The organism is Pseudooceanicola sediminis, assembly GCF_003575965.1.
GTDB classification, from domain to species: domain Bacteria; phylum Pseudomonadota; class Alphaproteobacteria; order Rhodobacterales; family Rhodobacteraceae; genus Pseudooceanicola; species Pseudooceanicola sediminis.
Window position 1 is genome coordinate 1 of the sequence record NZ_QWJJ01000029.1, and the last position, 18,377, is coordinate 18,377.

16 protein-coding genes are annotated in these 18,377 nt (G+C 65.0%); 13 read left to right on the forward strand and 3 right to left on the reverse strand.

The window, feature by feature from the left end; genetic code table 11:
* The coding region (locus DL237_RS20030; protein WP_147405385.1) for an AAA family ATPase at window positions 1–1,183 on the reverse strand (1,183 nt) is incomplete at its 3' end.
* Complete coding sequence (locus DL237_RS21000) at window positions 1,180–2,370, reverse strand: metallophosphoesterase family protein (protein WP_158585697.1); 1,191 nt, start codon at window positions 2,368–2,370, stop codon at window positions 1,180–1,182. The genes DL237_RS21000 and DL237_RS20030, both read right to left, overlap by 4 nt.
* Window positions 2,371–2,668: 298 nt before the next feature.
* Here DL237_RS21000 and arfA point away from each other — a divergent pair, with 298 nt between their 5' ends.
* From arfA to DL237_RS20060, 5 genes are all read left to right on the forward strand, one after another.
* Window positions 2,669–4,174 carry an arabinosylfuranosidase ArfA gene (gene arfA / locus DL237_RS20040; protein WP_119400757.1) on the forward strand — a complete coding sequence of 502 codons (1,506 nt, stop codon included), beginning with the start codon at window positions 2,669–2,671 and terminating at the stop codon, window positions 4,172–4,174.
* Between the two features lie 4 nt (window positions 4,175–4,178).
* Window positions 4,179–5,252, forward strand: a complete 1,074-nt coding sequence (locus tag DL237_RS20045; protein WP_119400758.1) for an ABC transporter ATP-binding protein — start codon at window positions 4,179–4,181, stop codon at window positions 5,250–5,252.
* 82 nt (window positions 5,253–5,334) lie between these two features.
* Window positions 5,335–6,627, forward strand: coding sequence for an extracellular solute-binding protein (locus DL237_RS20050; RefSeq protein ID WP_119400759.1), 1,293 nt, complete (start codon window positions 5,335–5,337; stop codon window positions 6,625–6,627).
* A 283-nt stretch (window positions 6,628–6,910) separates the two neighbouring features.
* The gene (locus DL237_RS20055) at window positions 6,911–7,801 is read left to right on the forward strand and encodes a carbohydrate ABC transporter permease (protein ID WP_119400760.1); all 891 of its coding nucleotides are present in this window, start codon (window positions 6,911–6,913) and stop codon (window positions 7,799–7,801) included.
* Window positions 7,798–8,628 carry a carbohydrate ABC transporter permease gene (locus DL237_RS20060; protein ID WP_119400761.1) on the forward strand — a complete coding sequence of 277 codons (831 nt, stop codon included), beginning with the start codon at window positions 7,798–7,800 and terminating at the stop codon, window positions 8,626–8,628. Before DL237_RS20055 ends, DL237_RS20060 begins: the two co-directional genes overlap by 4 nt.
* Window positions 8,629–8,724: 96 nt before the next feature.
* Here the strand turns inward: DL237_RS20060 and DL237_RS20065 are convergent, their stop codons facing one another.
* Entirely contained in the window at window positions 8,725–9,501 is a 777-nt protein-coding gene (locus DL237_RS20065; protein WP_119400762.1) for a FadR/GntR family transcriptional regulator, read from the reverse strand.
* A 206-nt stretch (window positions 9,502–9,707) separates the two neighbouring features.
* Here DL237_RS20065 and DL237_RS20070 point away from each other — a divergent pair, with 206 nt between their 5' ends.
* From DL237_RS20070 to DL237_RS20105, 8 genes are all read left to right on the forward strand, one after another.
* Window positions 9,708–10,640, forward strand: coding sequence for an aminotransferase class IV (locus DL237_RS20070; protein WP_119400763.1), 933 nt, complete (start codon window positions 9,708–9,710; stop codon window positions 10,638–10,640).
* Window positions 10,637–11,347 carry a GntR family transcriptional regulator gene (locus tag DL237_RS20075; RefSeq protein WP_119400764.1) on the forward strand — a complete coding sequence of 237 codons (711 nt, stop codon included), beginning with the start codon at window positions 10,637–10,639 and terminating at the stop codon, window positions 11,345–11,347. The genes DL237_RS20070 and DL237_RS20075 overlap by 4 nt, the downstream gene beginning before the upstream one ends.
* Window positions 11,348–11,365: 18 nt before the next feature.
* Window positions 11,366–12,961 carry an ABC transporter substrate-binding protein gene (locus DL237_RS20080; RefSeq protein WP_119400765.1) on the forward strand — a complete coding sequence of 532 codons (1,596 nt, stop codon included), beginning with the start codon at window positions 11,366–11,368 and terminating at the stop codon, window positions 12,959–12,961.
* 64 nt (window positions 12,962–13,025) lie between these two features.
* Window positions 13,026–14,117 (forward strand): M24 family metallopeptidase, encoded by a 1,092-nt coding sequence (locus DL237_RS20085; RefSeq protein WP_119400766.1) that lies wholly within the window; start codon window positions 13,026–13,028, stop codon window positions 14,115–14,117.
* Window positions 14,117–15,124 (forward strand): ABC transporter permease subunit, encoded by a 1,008-nt coding sequence (locus DL237_RS20090; RefSeq protein ID WP_119400767.1) that lies wholly within the window; start codon window positions 14,117–14,119, stop codon window positions 15,122–15,124. Before DL237_RS20085 ends, DL237_RS20090 begins: the two co-directional genes overlap by 1 nt.
* Window positions 15,124–16,035 (forward strand): ABC transporter permease subunit, encoded by a 912-nt coding sequence (locus DL237_RS20095; protein WP_119400768.1) that lies wholly within the window; start codon window positions 15,124–15,126, stop codon window positions 16,033–16,035. The genes DL237_RS20090 and DL237_RS20095 overlap by 1 nt, the downstream gene beginning before the upstream one ends.
* Before the next feature lie 4 nt (window positions 16,036–16,039).
* On the forward strand, window positions 16,040–17,035 hold the full coding sequence (locus DL237_RS20100; RefSeq protein ID WP_119400769.1) for an ABC transporter ATP-binding protein: 996 nt from the start codon (window positions 16,040–16,042) through the stop codon (window positions 17,033–17,035).
* Window positions 17,032–18,033 (forward strand): ABC transporter ATP-binding protein, encoded by a 1,002-nt coding sequence (locus DL237_RS20105; RefSeq protein WP_119400770.1) that lies wholly within the window; start codon window positions 17,032–17,034, stop codon window positions 18,031–18,033. The genes DL237_RS20100 and DL237_RS20105 overlap by 4 nt, the downstream gene beginning before the upstream one ends.
* Window positions 18,034–18,377 lie beyond the last annotated feature (344 nt).

Sequence of the window (18,377 nt, forward strand, 5' to 3'; positions counted from 1 at the left end):
CGTCACGCACCGCCTGCGCCGCCGCGCGCAGGTCGCCGCGATGCGCGCTCGACAGGGCGACCTCTTCGGCGGGCACGCCACGCCCGGCAATCCGTTCGGCCAGCGCGGCCGCCTGCGCCGTCAGCCGGGTCGCATCCGCACGCCGCCGCCCGATATCCGCCGCGGCGGTCTGCACGCGCGGCAACAGCAATTCCCCGTCGTCAAAGCGCGCCTCTTCCAGCGCCGCCAGGGCCGCGCCCACCCGCAGCCCTGCGGCATCCGATTCCAATGTGGCCAGGTCGCGCTCAAGACGTGCAATCTGTGCGCTGGCCTCTGCCCGGCGCTGCTCGGCTGCGATGCGCCGCTCATCCGCCGCCACGACCCGCCCCACCGCATCCTCGGGCAGATCGGGGCCCGCGGGGGCCTGTGCCAGACGCGCCTGCGCCTGCGCGATCTCGGCCGCGATACTGCGCCGCCGCTCAGCAGCTTCGCGCAGGATCACCGCGCGCCGTGCCGCGTCACAGGCCGCCTTGGCCGCCGTCAGGTCCCTGGCCGCCTCTGCCTGCGCCTTGCGCAGATCGGCAAAGCGGCGTGGCTCCAGACGCGCCGCCTGCGCCGCCTCCTCCAGATCCCTGAGGGCCGTTCGCGCCTTGGCCAGCGTGGTCGCGCGGCCCGACTTCTTGTGAAATCCGTCGACCTCCGCCTCGACGGCCGCCATCACGTCGGAAATGCCCGACAGGCCCGATGTGCCGGCATGCAGCAGACGCCCCAGGTCGCCCTCGGCGCGGGCGATCTCCTCGCCACCCTCGCGCAGCACCGCGTCATTCAGCGAAAAGCGCTTGGCATAACTGTCGCGGTCCAGCCCGTGCAGCAGCGCGGTCAGCCGCCCCTCGGCCACCGCACGACCATTCTCATCCGTCAACGACTCCTGCCGCTTGCCGGTGCGGCGCAGCGTCAGCGCCTCTCCGCCGGCCTCGATCGTGGCACCGACCATCATGTCCTTGCGATCAAAGCGAAACGCATGGGCCGTCTGCATCGGCAGACCGAACAGCAGGTCCAGCCAGGCGGAAAAGGCCGTGCTCTTGCCCGCCTCGTTTTCACCGAACACCACCGTGACATCGCGGTCGCGCCCTGCGGGGCCGAAATCCAGCACCTGTTCGTGAAACTTGCCATACCGGATCAGATCGAGCTGCCGCAACCTCATGACGGCTCGCCCCCCGCCCCGAGCCGCGCCAGCATCATCGCGACGCCCTCCTCGACCAGCGTGTCAAAGGCCTCGGGGGCCAGCACGTCCGCCACCTCGCGCGGCAGGGCGCGCCGCCACTCCTCGATCAGCGCGCCCGCTTCATCGCGAAACCCCGGCGTGGCCGCATCCTCGGCCATCATCGCCGCCAGGTCGGCCAGCACACCCGGCGCCGGCGCGGCCCGGTCCCGCTCGAAACGCACCGCCTCGACGAAGGCGCCTGTGACCTGCTCCGCGGCTTCCTCGGCCAGCTGGCGCGCGAACTCCGGCGCACCCGACAGGCCGCCCGCGCCGCGCAACCGCAACCGCAGCGCCACCGGCCCCGCCGCGCCCGCCGCGCGCATCGCATCCGCCATCGTGGCGATCTGCGCCGCCTGCGTCTCGGCCCCGGCCAGATCCAGCGCCTGCACCTCAAACCGCACCAGCGCAATCGGGACTTCGCGGGCCCGCACCCCGGCGCCGTCGACCTCGATCAGCGTCGCCGATCCCTGCCCCGTCTCGCGGATGCTGCGCCCTTGCGGGATGCCCGGCATGACGGCCAGCGATCGTTCCGCGCGCCGCTCGAACCGCTTGTGGATATGGCCAAGCCCCCAGTAGTCATAGCCCCAACCCAGCAGATCGGCCTCGGAACAGGGCGCGTAAGGGTCGTGCCCCTCGGCCCCGCCCAGCGAGGTATGCATCAGCCCGATATTGATCCGCCCGGCCTCGGCCACGGGATAATCCGGCAACATGGTGTCCTTGACGTGGCGCGCCGTGAACCCCAATCCGTGGATCGAGGCATCCTTGACGCGAAATGTCGGCATATCGCGGTTCAACTGCACGACGCTGTCACCGATGGGGCCGTAGCTGGCCATATCCAGCAAGGCATCGTGGTTGCCCCGGATCATCACCGTCGGAATACCCGCCGCGCCCAGCCGCCCCAGTTCCGCCGCCAACGCGGCACGGCTGGCGACATCGATCTGCCCGCTGTCGAAAACATCCCCCGCCAGCAGCAGCGCATCGACCTCGTGGGTGATGGCCGCATCGACGATCCGCGCCAGCGCCTGACGCGAGGCCGCGCGCAGGGTCGCGGCCAGTTCGGCGTTCCTCAGCGCCTGCGACCGCAGCGGCGAATCCAGATGCAGATCGGCAGAGTGAAGAAAGCGCATAGGTTGTTGCGTACCCCGGTGTCGCGGTGCCTTGCGTGGCACCCGCCCCCATAGTGTCGCGTACCTCGGGCAGCACTTGCAATGCCGGATCCACCCAATCGGCAACACGCCCGCCCGCTGCAAGTGCCGCACCCCGCCGCGAACCAGGGCGACGACACAGACCGGGCGGGTTGAGCACCGGAAATATCTCATATCTTTCAATGATCTGGCACTTTTTCGCCACCCTGTGTCACTGCCTGTTGACAGAAGGCCCCCCTTAATTGCACCATTTGTAGGACAAATTAGGGAGGAAACTTGGATGCGGGTATCTGCCGCCATTCACCGCGACTTCACCATCGCGGCGATCGACGACCGTCTGTACGCAGCCTTTATCGAGCATATGGGCCGCGCCATCTATTCCGGCATCTACGAACCGGGCCACCCGCAGGCCGATGAACATGGCTTTCGCCGCGACGTGGCCGACATGGTGCGCGATCTGAACATCCCCGCCATCCGCTATCCCGGCGGCAATTTCGTATCGGCCTACAACTGGGAAGACGGCATCGGCCCGAAGGAGGACCGCCCCGTGCGCCTCGACCTCGCCTGGCGCAGCAAGGAAAGCAACCAGGTCGGCATCAACGACTTCGCCGTCTGGGCAAGGGACCTCGGGATCGACATGATGCTGGCGGTCAACCTCGGCTCGCGCGGGATCGAGGAGGCGCGCAACTTCATGGAATACGTCAACCACCCCTCGGGCACCCACTGGTCGGACCTGCGCCGCAGTCACGGCGTCGAACAGCCCTACAACGTCAAGATGTGGTGCCTTGGCAACGAAATGGACGGCCCCTGGCAGATCGGCCACAAGAAGGCGTCGGACTATGGCCACCTGGCCAATGAAACCGCCAAGGCCCTGCGCCAGCTGACCCCGGATGCCGAGATGATCGTCTGCGGTTCCTCCAACGACGAAATGCCGACCTACCCGGAATGGGAACGGCAGGTGCTTGAGGAATGCTATGAGAACGTCGACTACATCTCGCTGCACAAGTACTTTGGCAACTCCAGCCGCGACACGCTGAACTTCTTCGGCAAGGTCGAGGAAACGGGCCGCTACATCCAGGCCATCGGCGGCGTCATCGATTTCGTCAAGGCCAAGAAACGGGCCACCAATGACGTCTACATCTGCTTTGACGAATGGAACGTCTGGTACCACAAGCGCGAAGAGGATTCGAAGAACTGGAAGAGCTGGGACTGGCCCGAGGCCCCCGCCCTGCTGGAAGAGGATTATACCTTCGAGGACGCCCTGTTCATCGGCTGTCTTCTGAACGAATTCATTCGCCGCTCGGACCGGGTAAAGATCGCCTGCATCGCCCAACTGGTCAACGTCATCGCCCCGATCCGCGCCGAGGCCGACGGCCCCGCCTGGCGACAGTCGATCTACTGGCCCTACCAGATGGCCTCGCTCTATGGTCGCGGCACGGCACTGAGTGTCGCGGTGGACGGCCCAACCTACGACTGCGCCGTCGCCTCGGACGTGCCCTACATCGACATCGCCGCCGTGCACGACAGGACGGCTGGCGCGGTGACGGTGTTCATCGTCAACCGCCACCTGAGCGAGGCCGCAGACCTGCGCACGACGCTGACCGGCTTCCCCGATGCGACCATCGACTTTCACCAGGTGATCGAAGGTCACGACCTGATGGCGTCGAACGGCCCCGGCGCCGAAATCATCGCGCCCACAAAGGGCAGCGGCATCGCGGTCGACGACGGTGTGCTGACTGGCAGCGTCGCGCCCCTGTCCTACCACGTCGTCCGGCTGAAGGTCTAACCCGATGGCTGGCGTCAAACTCACCAACGTCCGCAAATCCTTTGGCCCGCTCGAGGTGATCAAGGACGTCTCGCTCGAGGTGCCGAAGGGCGAATTCGGCGTCTTCGTCGGCCCCTCGGGCTGCGGCAAATCCACCCTTCTGCGCATGATCGCGGGGCTGGAGGACACCACCGGTGGCCGGATCGAGATCGGTGGCCGCGACGTCACCACGGTCGAACCCGCCAAGCGCGGCGTGGCAATGGTGTTCCAGTCCTACGCGCTCTATCCGCATCTGTCGGTGGCCGAGAACATGGCCTTTTCCCTGCGCCTGTCGCGTGCCCCAAAGCATGAGCGCGAGGACAAGGTGCGCGAAGCGGCCCGCATCCTGCAACTGACGGACCACCTGGACAAGAAACCCTCGGCGCTGTCGGGCGGCCAACGCCAGCGGGTCGCCATCGGGCGCGCCATCGTGCGCGAACCCGAGGTGTTCCTGTTCGACGAACCGCTGTCCAACCTCGACGCCGAGCTGCGCGTGCAGATGCGGCTGGAACTGACGCGCCTGCACCGCCAGATCGGCGCGACCATGATCTATGTCACCCATGATCAGGTCGAGGCGATGACCCTGGCCGACGATATCTATGTGCTGAAGGGCGGCCACGTCATGCAATCGGGTCGCCCGCTGACGCTCTATGATGATCCCGACAACCGCTTTGTCGCGGGCTTCATCGGCTCACCGGCAATGAATTTCGTCACGGGCAATGTCACCCAGACCGGAAATGGCATCGCCCGTGTCGCCTGCGAAGACGGCACCCTGGACGTGGCCCTGCAAGGCGCGCTGCCCGGTGTCGGAACCGACCTCACCCTGGGCGTTCGCCCCGAACACCTGGCCCCCGTCGAGGAGGGCGGTCTGCCAGTCACGGTCGAGGTCGCAGAAGAACTTGGCGGCAGTTCGTTCATCCACACCCGCGCCGCATCCGGGGCGGATATCGTGTTTGAACGGCGCGGCCACCGGGATCGCCTCGATGGGCAATCCCTGCGGATCGGCACGTCTGCCGAAAACGTCCTGGCCTTTCTACCCAACGGCAAAAGGCTTCGTTAAGTCCCCGCCACCCGGCCGGGCACATTCAGAGGAAGCGGGCATGGGCCATCCGCCCGATCGCCCCGCATAGGGAGGAGAACCGATGCACTTTCGTAAAATCGCACTCGCCACGGCGCTGAGCCTGTCAGCCGCCATCGGCGTCGCAACCCCGGCCTTCGCGCAGCAGACCGTCACGTGGTGGGACTTCCTGTCAGGCGGCGACGGGGTGCGCATGAAGGCGCTGATCACCCAGTTCAACGAGGAACACCCCGACATCCAGATCAAGGGGACCACGCTGGAATGGGGCGTGCCCTTCTATACCAAGGTGCGCACCTCTGCCGCCGTCGGCCAGGGCCCCGACGTGATGACCTATCACCTGTCGCGCCTGCCCCTCGGCCTCAGCGAAGGCGTACTGACCCCGATCACCGACGCCGATCTCGAAAATGCCGGGCTGGCCAGGGATGATTTCTTTGCCGCCGCCGAAAAGGCTGCCGAAGGCGCTGATGGCACGCTTTATGCCGTGCCGTTCGATATCCACTCCATCGTGCTCTACTACAACGCCTCCTACCTCGAGGGGTCGCGCTTTCTCGATGATCAGGGCAAGCTGACCGGCATCGAAAGCGTCGCCGACTTCGAAGAGGCGATGCAGGTGGCCGCCGACAACGGCTCGCAAACCCCGCTGACCTACGCCACCGGCGACGATGGCGGCGTCTACCGCGTGTTCTATACCCTGTTGTCGCAGCAGGGTGGCACGCTGATCTCCGACGACGGGGAAATCCTGCCTGGTGACAGCAGGGAAAAAGCCGTCAAGGCGGTCGAGACGATGACGAAATGGCAGTCCGAAGGATGGCAGCCCGAACAGGCGCTGTACGAGGCATCGGTCGCCCTCTTCACCTCTGGCAAATCGGCCTTTCAGCTGAACGGCGTCTGGGAAGTGCCGACGATGAAGGACCTGGCCGAGGCCGAGCAGCTCGGATTTGACTGGGGCGCGGTCGAGGTGCCGAAACTGATGGACACCCGCACCACCTGGGCCGACAGCCACGCTTTCGCCATCCCCACCCAGGGCAAAGACGAGATGGACCCTGAAAAGCGCAAGGCGGTCATGACCGTCATCGGCTGGATGGAAAAGCACGCCATCGCATGGGCCGCAGCTGGCCACATTCCGGCCTACAAACCCGTGGCCGAAAGCACCGAGTTTGCCGAGATGGAGCCGAACGCGACCTATTCCTCGCTGGCGGACGCCGCGACCTATGACCCGCGCAGCGAAATCGCCGGGGTCGCATCCCCGGTCTATGACAGTGCGATCAACATCATCTCGCCCGCCATGCACGGCTATCTTTCGCCCGAAGACGCGGTCGAGCAGATGACATCCGAACTGCAAAGCCGGATGCGCTGAACAGTGACCGCCCCGCAGGCAACCCTGCCCCGCGGGGCGACGTCACAGTGACCGGCCGCCGCGATCCATCCCCGCGCCCCATCCCCGCGACCGGCCCCCGCGACCCACCCCGCGACCCACCCCCGGTCGCCCGAAACGCCAGCCGGAACAGCCGGCCCGAACTGAACGCCCCGGAACCTGCCCCCGAAACCGGAACCTGCCCCCGAAAGCTCCCCACCGAACCTGTCTCCCGACACGCCAGCCGATCAGCCGACCCGAACAGCCGCGAAGGATCCCGAAACAGATGGCCCTAATCCGCAACAAGAAACGCCATGGCCTGATCGCCCTGTCGCTGATCCTGCCGTTCCTTGCGATTTTCGCGTTGGTCTTTGCCTATCCGCTGTACGAGGTGATCCGCCTCAGCTTTACCGACGCCCCGCTGATCGGAGAGGGCAACTGGATCGGTCTTGAAAACTACATCCGACTGTTCTCGGACCGCCTGTTCTATATCTCGATCAAGAACAACGCCTATTTCGTGGTGCTGACGGTCATCCCGACAACGATGATCGCGATGGTCATCGCACTGGCCGTCAACCGGCTGTCGGGGCGCTGGCAGGCGCTGGCGCTGGTGCTGTTCTTCACGCCCTACGTGCTGCCGGTGTCCGTCGTGACGCAAATCTGGGCCTGGATGCTGGATTTCCAGTTCGGCGTGCTGCAACCGGTCTTTGCCTTCTTCACCGGCAAACCCGTGCCCGTGTTCAAGAACCCCTACTGGGTGCTGCCCTCCATCGCGGTCGTCACGATCTGGTGGACCAACGGCTTCAACGTGCTGCTGATCCTCGCCGGTCTGCGCAACATCCCCACCGACCTCTACGAGGCCGCCTCGCTGGATGGCGCCACCCGCCGCCAATTGTTCGCCCGCATCACCTGGCCGCTGCTCTGGCCCGTCACGGCGCTGGTGCTGACGCTGCAACTGATCCTGCAACTCAAACTCTTCGACCAGGTCTACCTGCTGAGCGAGGGCGGCCCCTTCAACTCCAGTTACGTGCTGCTGCTGATGGTCTACCGAGAGGCGTTTCAGCTCAACCATGGCGGCTATGCGGCCGCGATCTCGCTGATCCTGTTCCTGCTGATCGCCGTCGTCTCGGTCCTGCAATACCAACTGCTGCGCATCGGCAAAGGCAAAGACACATGACCACGCAACGCCGTATCGAGAATATCGCCCTGACCGCCATCACCCTGATCGCCGGGCTGATCTGGATCTTTCCGCTCTACTGGGCCTTCGTCACCTCGATCCGCAGTGAAACCCGCGTGGTGGCCGATGGGGCCGGCCTGCTGCCGGACGAATTCAACCTCTCCAGCTATTTCGACGCGCTGTTCAACACCTCGCTGATCCATTGGTACATCAACTCGATCGGCACCTCGCTGATCATCACCGTGATCGTGCTGATCACCGGGATGATGTGCGCCTATGCCCTCAGCCAGATGCGGTTCTTCGGGCGCAAGGTGCTCTACGGCGTCGTCCTGGCCAGCTTCATGGTGCCGGTGCAATCGCTGGTGGTGCCGCAGTTCGTGCTGATGAACGACCTCGGGCTGATCAACAAATGGGGCGGGATCATCCTGCCGCAGCTGGTCGTGCCGGTGGTGATCATCATCTACAAACAGTTCTTCGACGCGGTGCCCAAGGAACTGAAAGAAGCCGTCGTTCTGGATGGTGGCAGCGACTACACCCTGCTGTTCCGGGTCTACTTGCCGCTGAACTGGGGCATCACCACGGCGCTCGGCATCATCACCTTCATCATGGCGTGGAACTCGTTTCTCTGGCCCTTCCTCGTCATCACGACCGAGGACATGATGACGATCCCCGTCGGTATCACCCAGGTCAACGACGCCTTCGGTGTCGCCTATGCGCGCATCATGTCGGTCGCCCTGCTGGCCGCAGCACCGGTCGTCATCGCCTACCTGATCTTTCAGAAACGCGTGACCGAAGCGGTGATGATCTCCTCCGGCGTCAAGGGCTAGGCGCGCCAACCTCCTCCACCAACTGGCGGCGCCGGGCACCCCCGCGCCGCCTTTTTTGTGTCGGCCGCCCCTCTCAGGCCGACGGCCCGTCCGACCTCACCTGATCGTCGGCAGACCCAGGTCGAACACCGTCGTGCCCTTGGAATCCAGCAACGCCGTATCCACCAGCTCACTCATCAGGCGCCGCGCGCCGGCGGCATCGCGCGCCTCGATCCGCTCGAACACCGCGGCGTGTTCGGCCACCGGGTTGCGCGTATGCGGATTGGGCATGTCGCGATAGCGGAAGGCGGTCGTATAGGCGACGGCGGAACTGATCCCCGCCTCCAGCGACAGCAACACCGGGTTGTGCGAACTGACCAGGATCGCGCGGTGAAATCCCGCATCCGCCTGATGCCAGCTGTCCTCGGTCATCTCGCAGGTGCGCATCGCGTGCAGCGCCTTTCGGAACGCCTGCAAATCCTCTTCGGTGCGGCGCTCGGCGGCAAAGGCGGCGGCGGGCGGCTCGATCATGGTGCGCAACTCGTACAGCGCCCGGATGAACCAGTCCGCGGGCTTGCCCAGCTCGAAGTTCCAGCGCACGACGTCGGCGTCCAGCATCGTCCACTTGTCGCGCGGGGCGACGCGGGTGCCGGTGCGCGTCTTGCTGACCAGCATCCCCTTGGCCGCCAGAACCCGCAGCGCCTCGCGATAGGCCCCCCGAGAAATCCCGGTGCGATCGCAGAACTCGATCTCGCGCGGCACCGCCGCGCCTTCGCTCAGCTGTCCCGACACGATCTGACGCCCCAGCCAGTCGGCGATCTCGCCGTTGATGCGGCGGGCCGAGCGGGTCGAAAAGGCAACATCCTCAAGATTGGCGGGAAAATCATGCGACATTCCCCACAAATACCCGCTTTTGCGCGTTTTCACAGCCGCCAATTTGCGTCAGCGACTTCGCGTCACCTGCCGTGACCCCTTCGCAGCGGTCAGTTTTTGCTCTATCCCGTCGCGGATCCTTCGCCACCTGCACGCTGGAGTAGAAATGCATTGCCAAGGCGCACCATTGTCGACAATCTGACAAGCACCTGAACAGAAAGCCCCAGATGCCGCACGATACCCAGCACGCTGAAACCACCCACAGCGCCGAAGACGACCCCCGCAACGCCGATATCCAGATCTACGTCGACGGCGTGCTCAAGCACCGCGATGACGCCAAGGTTTCGGTCTACGACAGCGGCTTCATGCTGGGCGACGGCATGTGGGAAGGGATGCGGCTCTACAACGGCAAATGGGCCTTTTTCGACGAACACATGGACCGGCTGTTCGACAGTTGCCGCGCCGTCAGCCTCGATATCGGGATGGACCGTGCCGGCGTGGCCGAAGCGCTGCGCATGACGGCGGCGGCGAACGGCATGACCCACGACGTGCACTGCCGCCTTATGGTGACGCGCGGGGTCAAGATCCACCCGTTCCAGCACCCCAAACTGTCGCAGAGCGGGCCGACCATGGTGATCATCATGGAACATTCCAAACCCGTCAGCACGCTTCAGGCCAAGGGCATCCGACTGGCCACCGTGCCCCAGGTGCGCGGCCTCCCGATGAGCCAGGATGCCAAGTACAACAGCCATTCCAAGCTGAACTGCGTCATTGCCTGCCTTCAGGCCGAACAGGCCGGGGCGGACGAAGGATTGATGCTTGACCCGCACGGTTTCGTCAATACAACCAATGCGTGTAACTTCTTCATCGTCCGCAAGGGCCAGGTTTGGACCTCGACCGGCGATTACTGCATGAACGGCGTCACCCGCCAAAAGGTCATCGACATCTGCAAATCCGAGGGCATCCCGGTGTTTGAACGTAACTTTTCGCTTGTCGATGCCTATGGTGCGGACGAAGCGTTTCTGACCGGCACCTTCGGCGCCCAGACCCCGGTGGCCGAAATCGACGGGCGGGCCATCGGCACGAACGGCGGGCGCGGTCCGATCTTTCAGCGCATCCGCGATGCCTACGCGGCGCTGGTGCAGGCGAACACGCAATGAAACTCGCGCCCCTCGGAGAAGCGACCCGACGCGACCAGATCGTGCGCAGCCTGCGCGATCTGATCGTCTCGGGTGCGCTGCCGATGGGCGAACGCCTGACCGAAATCGACCTGTCGGCCCAGATGGGCGTCAGCCGCGCCCCCCTGCGCGAGGCGATCCGCGAACTGGTCTCCAGCGGCCTGCTGGTCAGCCAGCCCTACCGCGGCCTGTTCGTGCGCGAATTTTCCCGCCGCGACCTGGACGAACTCTATTCCCTGCGCACCACGCTCGAAGCCATGGCCTTTCGCCAATGCTGGGACATGCGCGATGCCGCCGCCCTTGCCGACCTCGACCGGCGCCACGCTGATCTGGTCACCGCCATCGAACGCGGCGACGACCCCGCCCGCGCCATCGCGCTGGAACTGGATCTGCACAGCTGGGCCTATGAACTCTCCGGGCACCGCCTGCTGATCGAGGCCTGGCAGCGCATCTGCCCGAACCTGCAATTCTACTTTACGTTACATCAACGCGCTCATTCCCGCCCCGGCCCTCGCCGCGACGCCCACGAGGTCTATGTCGCCCGGGCAAGAGGCGACGACCTGCCCGCAATGCTGGATCACCTCACCGACCACATGCGCCAGGGGTGGCTGCGCACCGCGCAGCTGCTCGATCACGAAACCCAACCCGGCATCAGACCGGATACAGGCAAGACACCTGACAGTAAATGAACACACAGGGAGTTTCAAATGTCACTTAAAACATATCTCGCAATCGGTGGCCTGATCGCCGCCGTCTCGGCGGGCACCGCCGGGGCGCAGACGCTGGTCTATTGCTCCGAAGGCTCGCCCGAAGGGTTCGATCCGGCGCTCTATACCTCCGGCACCACCTTCGATGCCTCGTCGCAGTCGATCTACAACCGCCTTGTCGAGTTCGAGACCGGCACCACCAAGGTCATCCCCGGCCTGGCCGAAAGCTGGGATGTCTCCGAGGACGGCCTCGAATACACCTTCCACCTGCGCTCGGGCGTCAAGTTCCACTCCAGCGACAGCTTCACCCCGACCCGCGATTTCAACGCCGACGACGTGATCTTCTCGTTCGAGCGTCAGCGGCTTGAGGACAACCCCTTCCACATGGCCTCCGGCGGCACCTGGGAATACTTCCAGGGCATGTCGATGCCCGACCTGATCTCGTCCATCGAAAAGGTCGACGACATGACGGTCAAGTTCGTCCTGACCCGTCCCGAAGCCCCCTTCGTCGCCAACATGGCGATGGACTTCGCCTCGATCCTGTCGGCCGAATACGCCGACCAGCTCGAAGCGGACGGCGCGATGGAAATGCTGAACCAGGCGCCCATCGGCACCGGCCCCTTCACCTTCGTCGCCTACCAGAAAGACGCCGTGATCCGCTATGCCAAGAACGCGGACTACTGGAAGGAAGGCCTGCCCAAGGTCGACAACCTGGTCTTTGCGATCACCCCCGACGCCTCCGTGCGCTATCAAAAGCTGTCGGCGGGCGAATGCCACGTCATGCCCTATCCGAACCCCGCCGACGTCACGGCGATGCAGGATGACGACAACATCAACGTGCTGGAACAGGAAGGCCTGAACGTCGGCTACCTGGCCTACAACACCACCATCGCCCCCTACGACAACCCCAAGGTCCGCAAGGCCCTGAACATGGCGATCGACAAGCAGGCGATCATCGACGTTGTCTTCCAGGGCTCCGGCCAGATCGCCAAGAACCCGATCCCGCCGACCATGTGGTCCTACAACGACGCGGTCGAGGATGACGCCTACGATCCCGAAGCGGCCAAGGCCATGCTGGAAGAAGAAGGCGTCACCGATCTCGACATGAAGATCTGGGCAATGCCGGTGCAGCGTCCCTACAACCCCAACGCCCGCCGCATGGCCGAACTGATGCAGGAGGATTTCTCCAAGGTCGGCGTGAATGTCGAAATCGTCTCCTACGAATGGGGCGAATACCTCAGCCGCTCGCGGGCCCTTGACCGTGATGGCGCGATCCTCATGGGCTGGACCGGCGACAACGGCGATCCCGACAACTTCCTCGCCGTCCTGCTGGGCTGCGATGGCGTCGAAAACTCGAACCGCGCCCAATGGTGCTATCAGCCGTTCGAGGACCTGATCCAGGAGGCCAAGGTCACCACCGACACCGACAAGCGCACCGAACTGTATGAGCAGGCGCAGGTCGTGTTCAAGGAACAGGCACCCTGGGCCACCATCGCCCACTCGGTCGTCTACATGCCCGTGCGCCCCGAAGTGGAGGGCTTCAAGGTCCACCCCCTCGGCAGCCACATCTTCACCGAAGTCAGCCTCGCAGAGTAATTGCAAGGCAGGCAGGGGCCGTCCCGCGTGGCGGCCCCGCCAACCTATCCCCTCCGAGGACCCCATGGACAGATATTCCGAATACCGCGGCGTGGCCAAACGCCTCGGCGCCGAGGCCGTGGCGCTGGTGCCCGGTCCCAATTTCGAACGCCTCACCGGCCACAGTTTCCATTCCCATGAACGCCCGCTGCTGATCGTCATCCCGATCACCGGCACCCCCGCCGCCATCGTGCCCAATCTTGAACTGCGCTCCTTCGACCTTCTGGGGTTTGAGGGCGAGGTGTTCGATTGGCGCGATCAGGACGGCTATGGCGATGCCTTCACCGCCCTCGCCGCCCATATGCCGCTGCAAACGCTGGCGGTCGAAGGCCAGGTGATGCGCGTCTTCGTACATCACGCGCTGATCGCGGCCAATCCGGGCCTGACGATCATCGACGGCGAACGCGACATCTCCGGCCTGCGCATCCACAAGACACCCGATGAAATCGCCGCCCTGCAAGAGGCGGTCCGCATTTCCGAAGCGGCGCTCGGCGACGTGCTGGCGCAGGTCCGCATCGGCCAGACCGAAAAACAGGTCGAGGCGATGCTGATACAGGCGATGTTCCGGCATGGCTCCGACGGGCTGGCCTTCGATCCCATCGTCGCCGCCGGTGACAACTCCGCCCGCCCCCACGCCTCGGCGCGCGATGATTACGCCATCCGGGACGGCGACGCGCTGCTCTTCGATTTCGGCGCGACCCATGGCGGTTTCATGGCCGACATCACCCGCACCGTCTTTGTCGGCCACGCCAGTGACGACGCCCGCGCGGTCTATGACACCGTGCTGCGCGCCAACCTGCGCGGGCACGAAGTCACCCGCCCCGGCGTCACTGCCCATGACATCGACGATGCCGTGACAGGCGTGCTCGAGGCATCGCCCTACGCCGATCGCATCCGCACCAAGACCGGGCACGGCCTGGGCCGCGCGGTGCACGAACACCCCTACATCATGCGCGGCAATCCCCTCGCGCTTGAGCCGGGCATGGTCTTTACCAATGAACCCGGCCTCTACGACCTCGCCAGTTTCGGCATCCGGATCGAAGACGACATCCTTGTCACCGAGGAGGGCTGCCGTTCGCTGACCACCTTCTCCAAAGACCTGATGGTGGTGGGCTGATGCTGCGCTATTTCCTCGGACGATTGCTGACCTTCGTTCCCACCTTCCTGGGGGTCACCCTGATCTCCTTCGCCTTCATCCGCGTCCTGCCCGGCGATCCGATCATCGTCATGGCCGGCGAACGCGGCCTGACCGAGGAACGGTATCAGGAACTGTCGCGCCAGTTCGGCTTTGACCAGCCGTTGCTGGTGCAGTTCTGGGATTACTTCACCGGAGTGTTGCAGGGTGACCTGGGGCAAAGCTATGTCACCAAGAAACCCGTGTTCGACGAATTCTTCACGCTGTTTCCCGCCACGCTGGAACTGTCGCTCTGCGCCATCGTGCTGGCCATGCTGCTGGGCCTGCCCGCAGGGGTCGTCGCGGCCGTCTACCGGGGCAAGTTCTTTGACCGCGCGCTGATGTCGACGGCGCTGGTGGGCTATTCGATGCCGATCTTCTGGTGGGCGCTGCTGCTGATCATCGTGTTTTCCGGCAACCTCGGCTGGACACCAGTGTCGGGGCGCATCGACCTGCTGTATTACTTCGACGACGTGACCGGCTTCATGCTGATCGACTCGCTGCTTTCGGGGCAATCCGGCGCCTTCCTGTCCGCCGTGCGCCACCTGATCCTGCCGACCATCGTGCTGGCCACGATCCCGCTGGCCGTGATCGCCCGCCAGACCCGGTCCGCCATGCTCGAAGTGCTGTCCGAAGATTACATTCGCACCGCCCGCGCCAAGGGCCTGTCGCCGTCCCGCATCAACGGCCTGCACGCGCTGCGCAACGCCATGATCCCCGTGATCACCGTCATCGGCCTGTCCGTCGGCACCCTTCTGGCCGGCGCCATCCTGACCGAGACGATCTTCTCCTGGCCCGGCATCGGCAAATGGATGGTCGATTCCATCTTTCGCCGCGACTATCCCGTCGTGCAGGGCGGCCTGCTGATGATCGCCCTGATGGTGATGATCGTGAACCTGACTGTCGACCTGCTCTACAGTCTCATCAATCCAAAGATCCGGCACCGCTGATGACCGATACAACGCACCCCCAACTCAAAGATCAGGCCGCCCCGAAACCGCCCGGCCGCCTGGCCGAGTTCTGGTCGTATTTCCGCGAAAACCGCGGCGCGGTCATGGGCCTCTATGTCTTTGGCGCCTTCGTCTTTGTCGCGCTCTTCGCGAATGTCCTGGCGCCCTACGACGCCTCGGACCAGTTCCGCGACTACACCCTCCTCCCCCCCGTCTGGGCCGAGGGCGGCAGCTGGAGCTTCCCTCTCGGCAGCGACCCGCTGGGGCGCGACATGCTCTCGCGGCTGCTGTTCGGCGCGCGCTATTCCTTCTTTGTCGGCATCCTCGTCGTGGTGATCGCGGCAACGGGCGGCATCCTGATCGGGCTGATCGCGGGCTTTGCGCCGCGCTGGCTCGACACCATCATCATGCGGCTGATGGACATCGTGCTGTCCTTTCCGTCGCTGCTGCTGGCGCTGGTGCTGGTGGCCATCCTCGGCCCGTCGCTGATCAACGCGATGATCGCCATCGCCATCGTGCTGCAACCGCATTACGTGCGCCTGACCCGCGCCTCGGTGATCAACGAACTGACCAAGGAATACGTCATCTCGGCCCGCGTCGCGGGGGCGAAACTGCCCCGGCTGATGTTCATCACGGTGCTGCCGAACTGCCTCGCGCCGATCATCGTGCAGGCCGCGCTGTCGTTTTCCACCGCCATCCTCGACACGGCGGCGCTCGGCTTTCTCGGCATGGGCGCACAGCCCCCGACACCGGAATGGGGCACCATGCTGGCGGAATCGCGCGAATTCATCCTGCGCGCCTGGTGGGTCGTCACCTTCCCCGGCCTCGCCATCCTGCTGACCGTCCTTGCCATCAACCTGATGGGCGACGGGCTGCGCGATGCCCTCGATCCCAAGATGAAGCGGAGCTGAGACCATGCCAGACAGCACCCCCCTCCTGCGCATCCGCAACCTCTCGGTCGACTTCACCACGTCCAGCGGGCTGTTCCGCGCCGTCGACGGCATCGACCTCGATGTCGCGCCCGGCGAACTGCTGGCCATCGTCGGGGAATCCGGCTCGGGCAAATCTGTCTCGATGCTGGCCGTCATGGGCCTGCTGCCCTGGACCGCGAAAATCACCGCGGACGAGATCACCTTCGACGGCACCGACCTGCGCCGCCTCGGCGGCCCGGCCCGCCGCCGCCTGATCGGGCGCGACATGTCGATGATCTTTCAGGAACCGATGTCGTCGCTGAACCCCTGCTTCACCATCGGCTTTCAGCTGAAGGAGGCGCTGCGCCAACACCTCGGCCTGAATGCGCGTGACCGCCATACCCGTGCCATCGAACTGCTTGAGATGGTCGGGATGCCCGACCCCGAACGCCGCCTCAAGGCGTTTCCCTTCCAGCTTTCGGGCGGCATGAACCAGCGCGTGATGATCGCCATGGCCATCGCCTGCCGCCCCCGCCTGCTGATTGCCGACGAACCGACCACGGCGTTGGACGTGACGATCCAGGCGCAGATCCTCGACCTGCTCACGGGTCTGCAAAACGACACCGGCATGACGCTGATCCTGATCACGCACGACATGGGCGTGGTGGCCGAAACGGCCGAACGCGTCTGCGTGCAATACGCCGGCCAGAAGGTCGAGGATCAGCCCGTGATGGACCTCTTCGATCACCCCTATCACCCCTATACCGCCGCCCTGCTGGCGGCCCTGCCCGAACGTGCCACCGAACGCCGCCTGCCGACCATTCCCGGCACCGTTCCGGGGGCGTTCGACCGCCCCACCGGTTGCCTGTTCTCGCCGCGCTGCCGCTTTGCCGACGACACCTGCCGTGGCATCAGCCCGCCGGTGCAGCCGCCCGCACTGGGGCGTGCCCGCTGCCACTACCCCATCGGGGCCACGACGCCGCAAAAGGTCACCCAATGACAGACGCCCTTCTCCAGACCCCCGTCGTCACTGCCGACAACCTCAGCCGCGATTACGAGGTCGGCGGCGGCGCGTTCAGCAAGCCGCAGATCCTCAGCGCCGTCTCCGGCGCCTCCTTCTCCGTGATGCCGGGCAGGACGCTGGCCGTCGTCGGGGAATCCGGCTGTGGCAAATCCACCCTCGCCCGCCTCGTCACGATGATCGAAACCCCGACCGGCGGCACCCTGAACATCGCCGGAAACGATGTCACGCCCGACGACTGGTCCAACCTGCGCAGCACGGTGCAGATCGTGTTCCAGAACCCCTATGGCTCGCTCAACCTGCGCCACCGGGTCGGCTACATCATCGAGGAACCCCTGATCATCAACCGCCCCGACATGCCGAAAAAGGAACGTGTCGCAAGGGTGCGCGAGATCATGCAGCTGGTGGGCATGCGCCCCGAACATTACGACCGCTATCCGCACATGTTCTCGGGCGGGCAGCGCCAGCGGATCGCCATCGCGCGCGCCCTGGTGCTGGAACCGAAACTGCTGGTGCTGGACGAACCCGTCTCGGCGCTCGACCTGTCGATCCAGAGCCAGATCCTGAACCTGCTGATCGACCTTCAGGAACGTCTGCAACTGGCCTACCTGTTCATCTCGCACGACCTCTCGGTGGTGCGGCACGTGGCCGACGACGTGATGGTGATGTACCTCGGCCGTGCCGTCGAAACCGGCAGCAAGGAAGAGGTCTTTGCCAATCCGCGCCACCCCTATACCAAGGCGCTGCTCTCCGCGACGCCCAAGGCCGACCCGCGCGGTGCCTCCACCCGCATCCGGTTGCAGGGCGAACTGCCCTCGCCGCTGGCCATCCCGCCGGGCTGCCCCTTTGCCGAACGCTGCTGGAAGGTACAGGACAAGTGCCGCGCCGAACGTCCCGCGCTGGACGGGGACAGTCACAAGGCCGCCTGCTTCTTCCCCGAAGGCATTGACGCCGAGGCCTCGGCGCCCGTCGCGTAAGGTCGCCCTCCGCGATGGCGGCCTGCGCCTGCCGCCATCGCCCTTCAGTCTCCCGGCGGTGCTCCGTCTGGCCGCGTTCGGCGCCGCTCTGGCGCACCGAAAGATACCGTTCAGATACCGCCCAGATACCGACGTTGAAACCGACCCTGAAAACCGGCGTCCGGGCGGTCTGCGCACCGAAAAACACCGCCCAGATACCGCTCAGATACCGACGTTGAAACCGATCCTGAAAACCGGCGTCCGGGCGGTCTGCGCACCGAAAAACACCGTTCAGATACCGCTCAGATACCGACGTTGAAACCGACCCCGCAAACCGGCGTCCGGGCGGTCTTCGCACCGAAAAA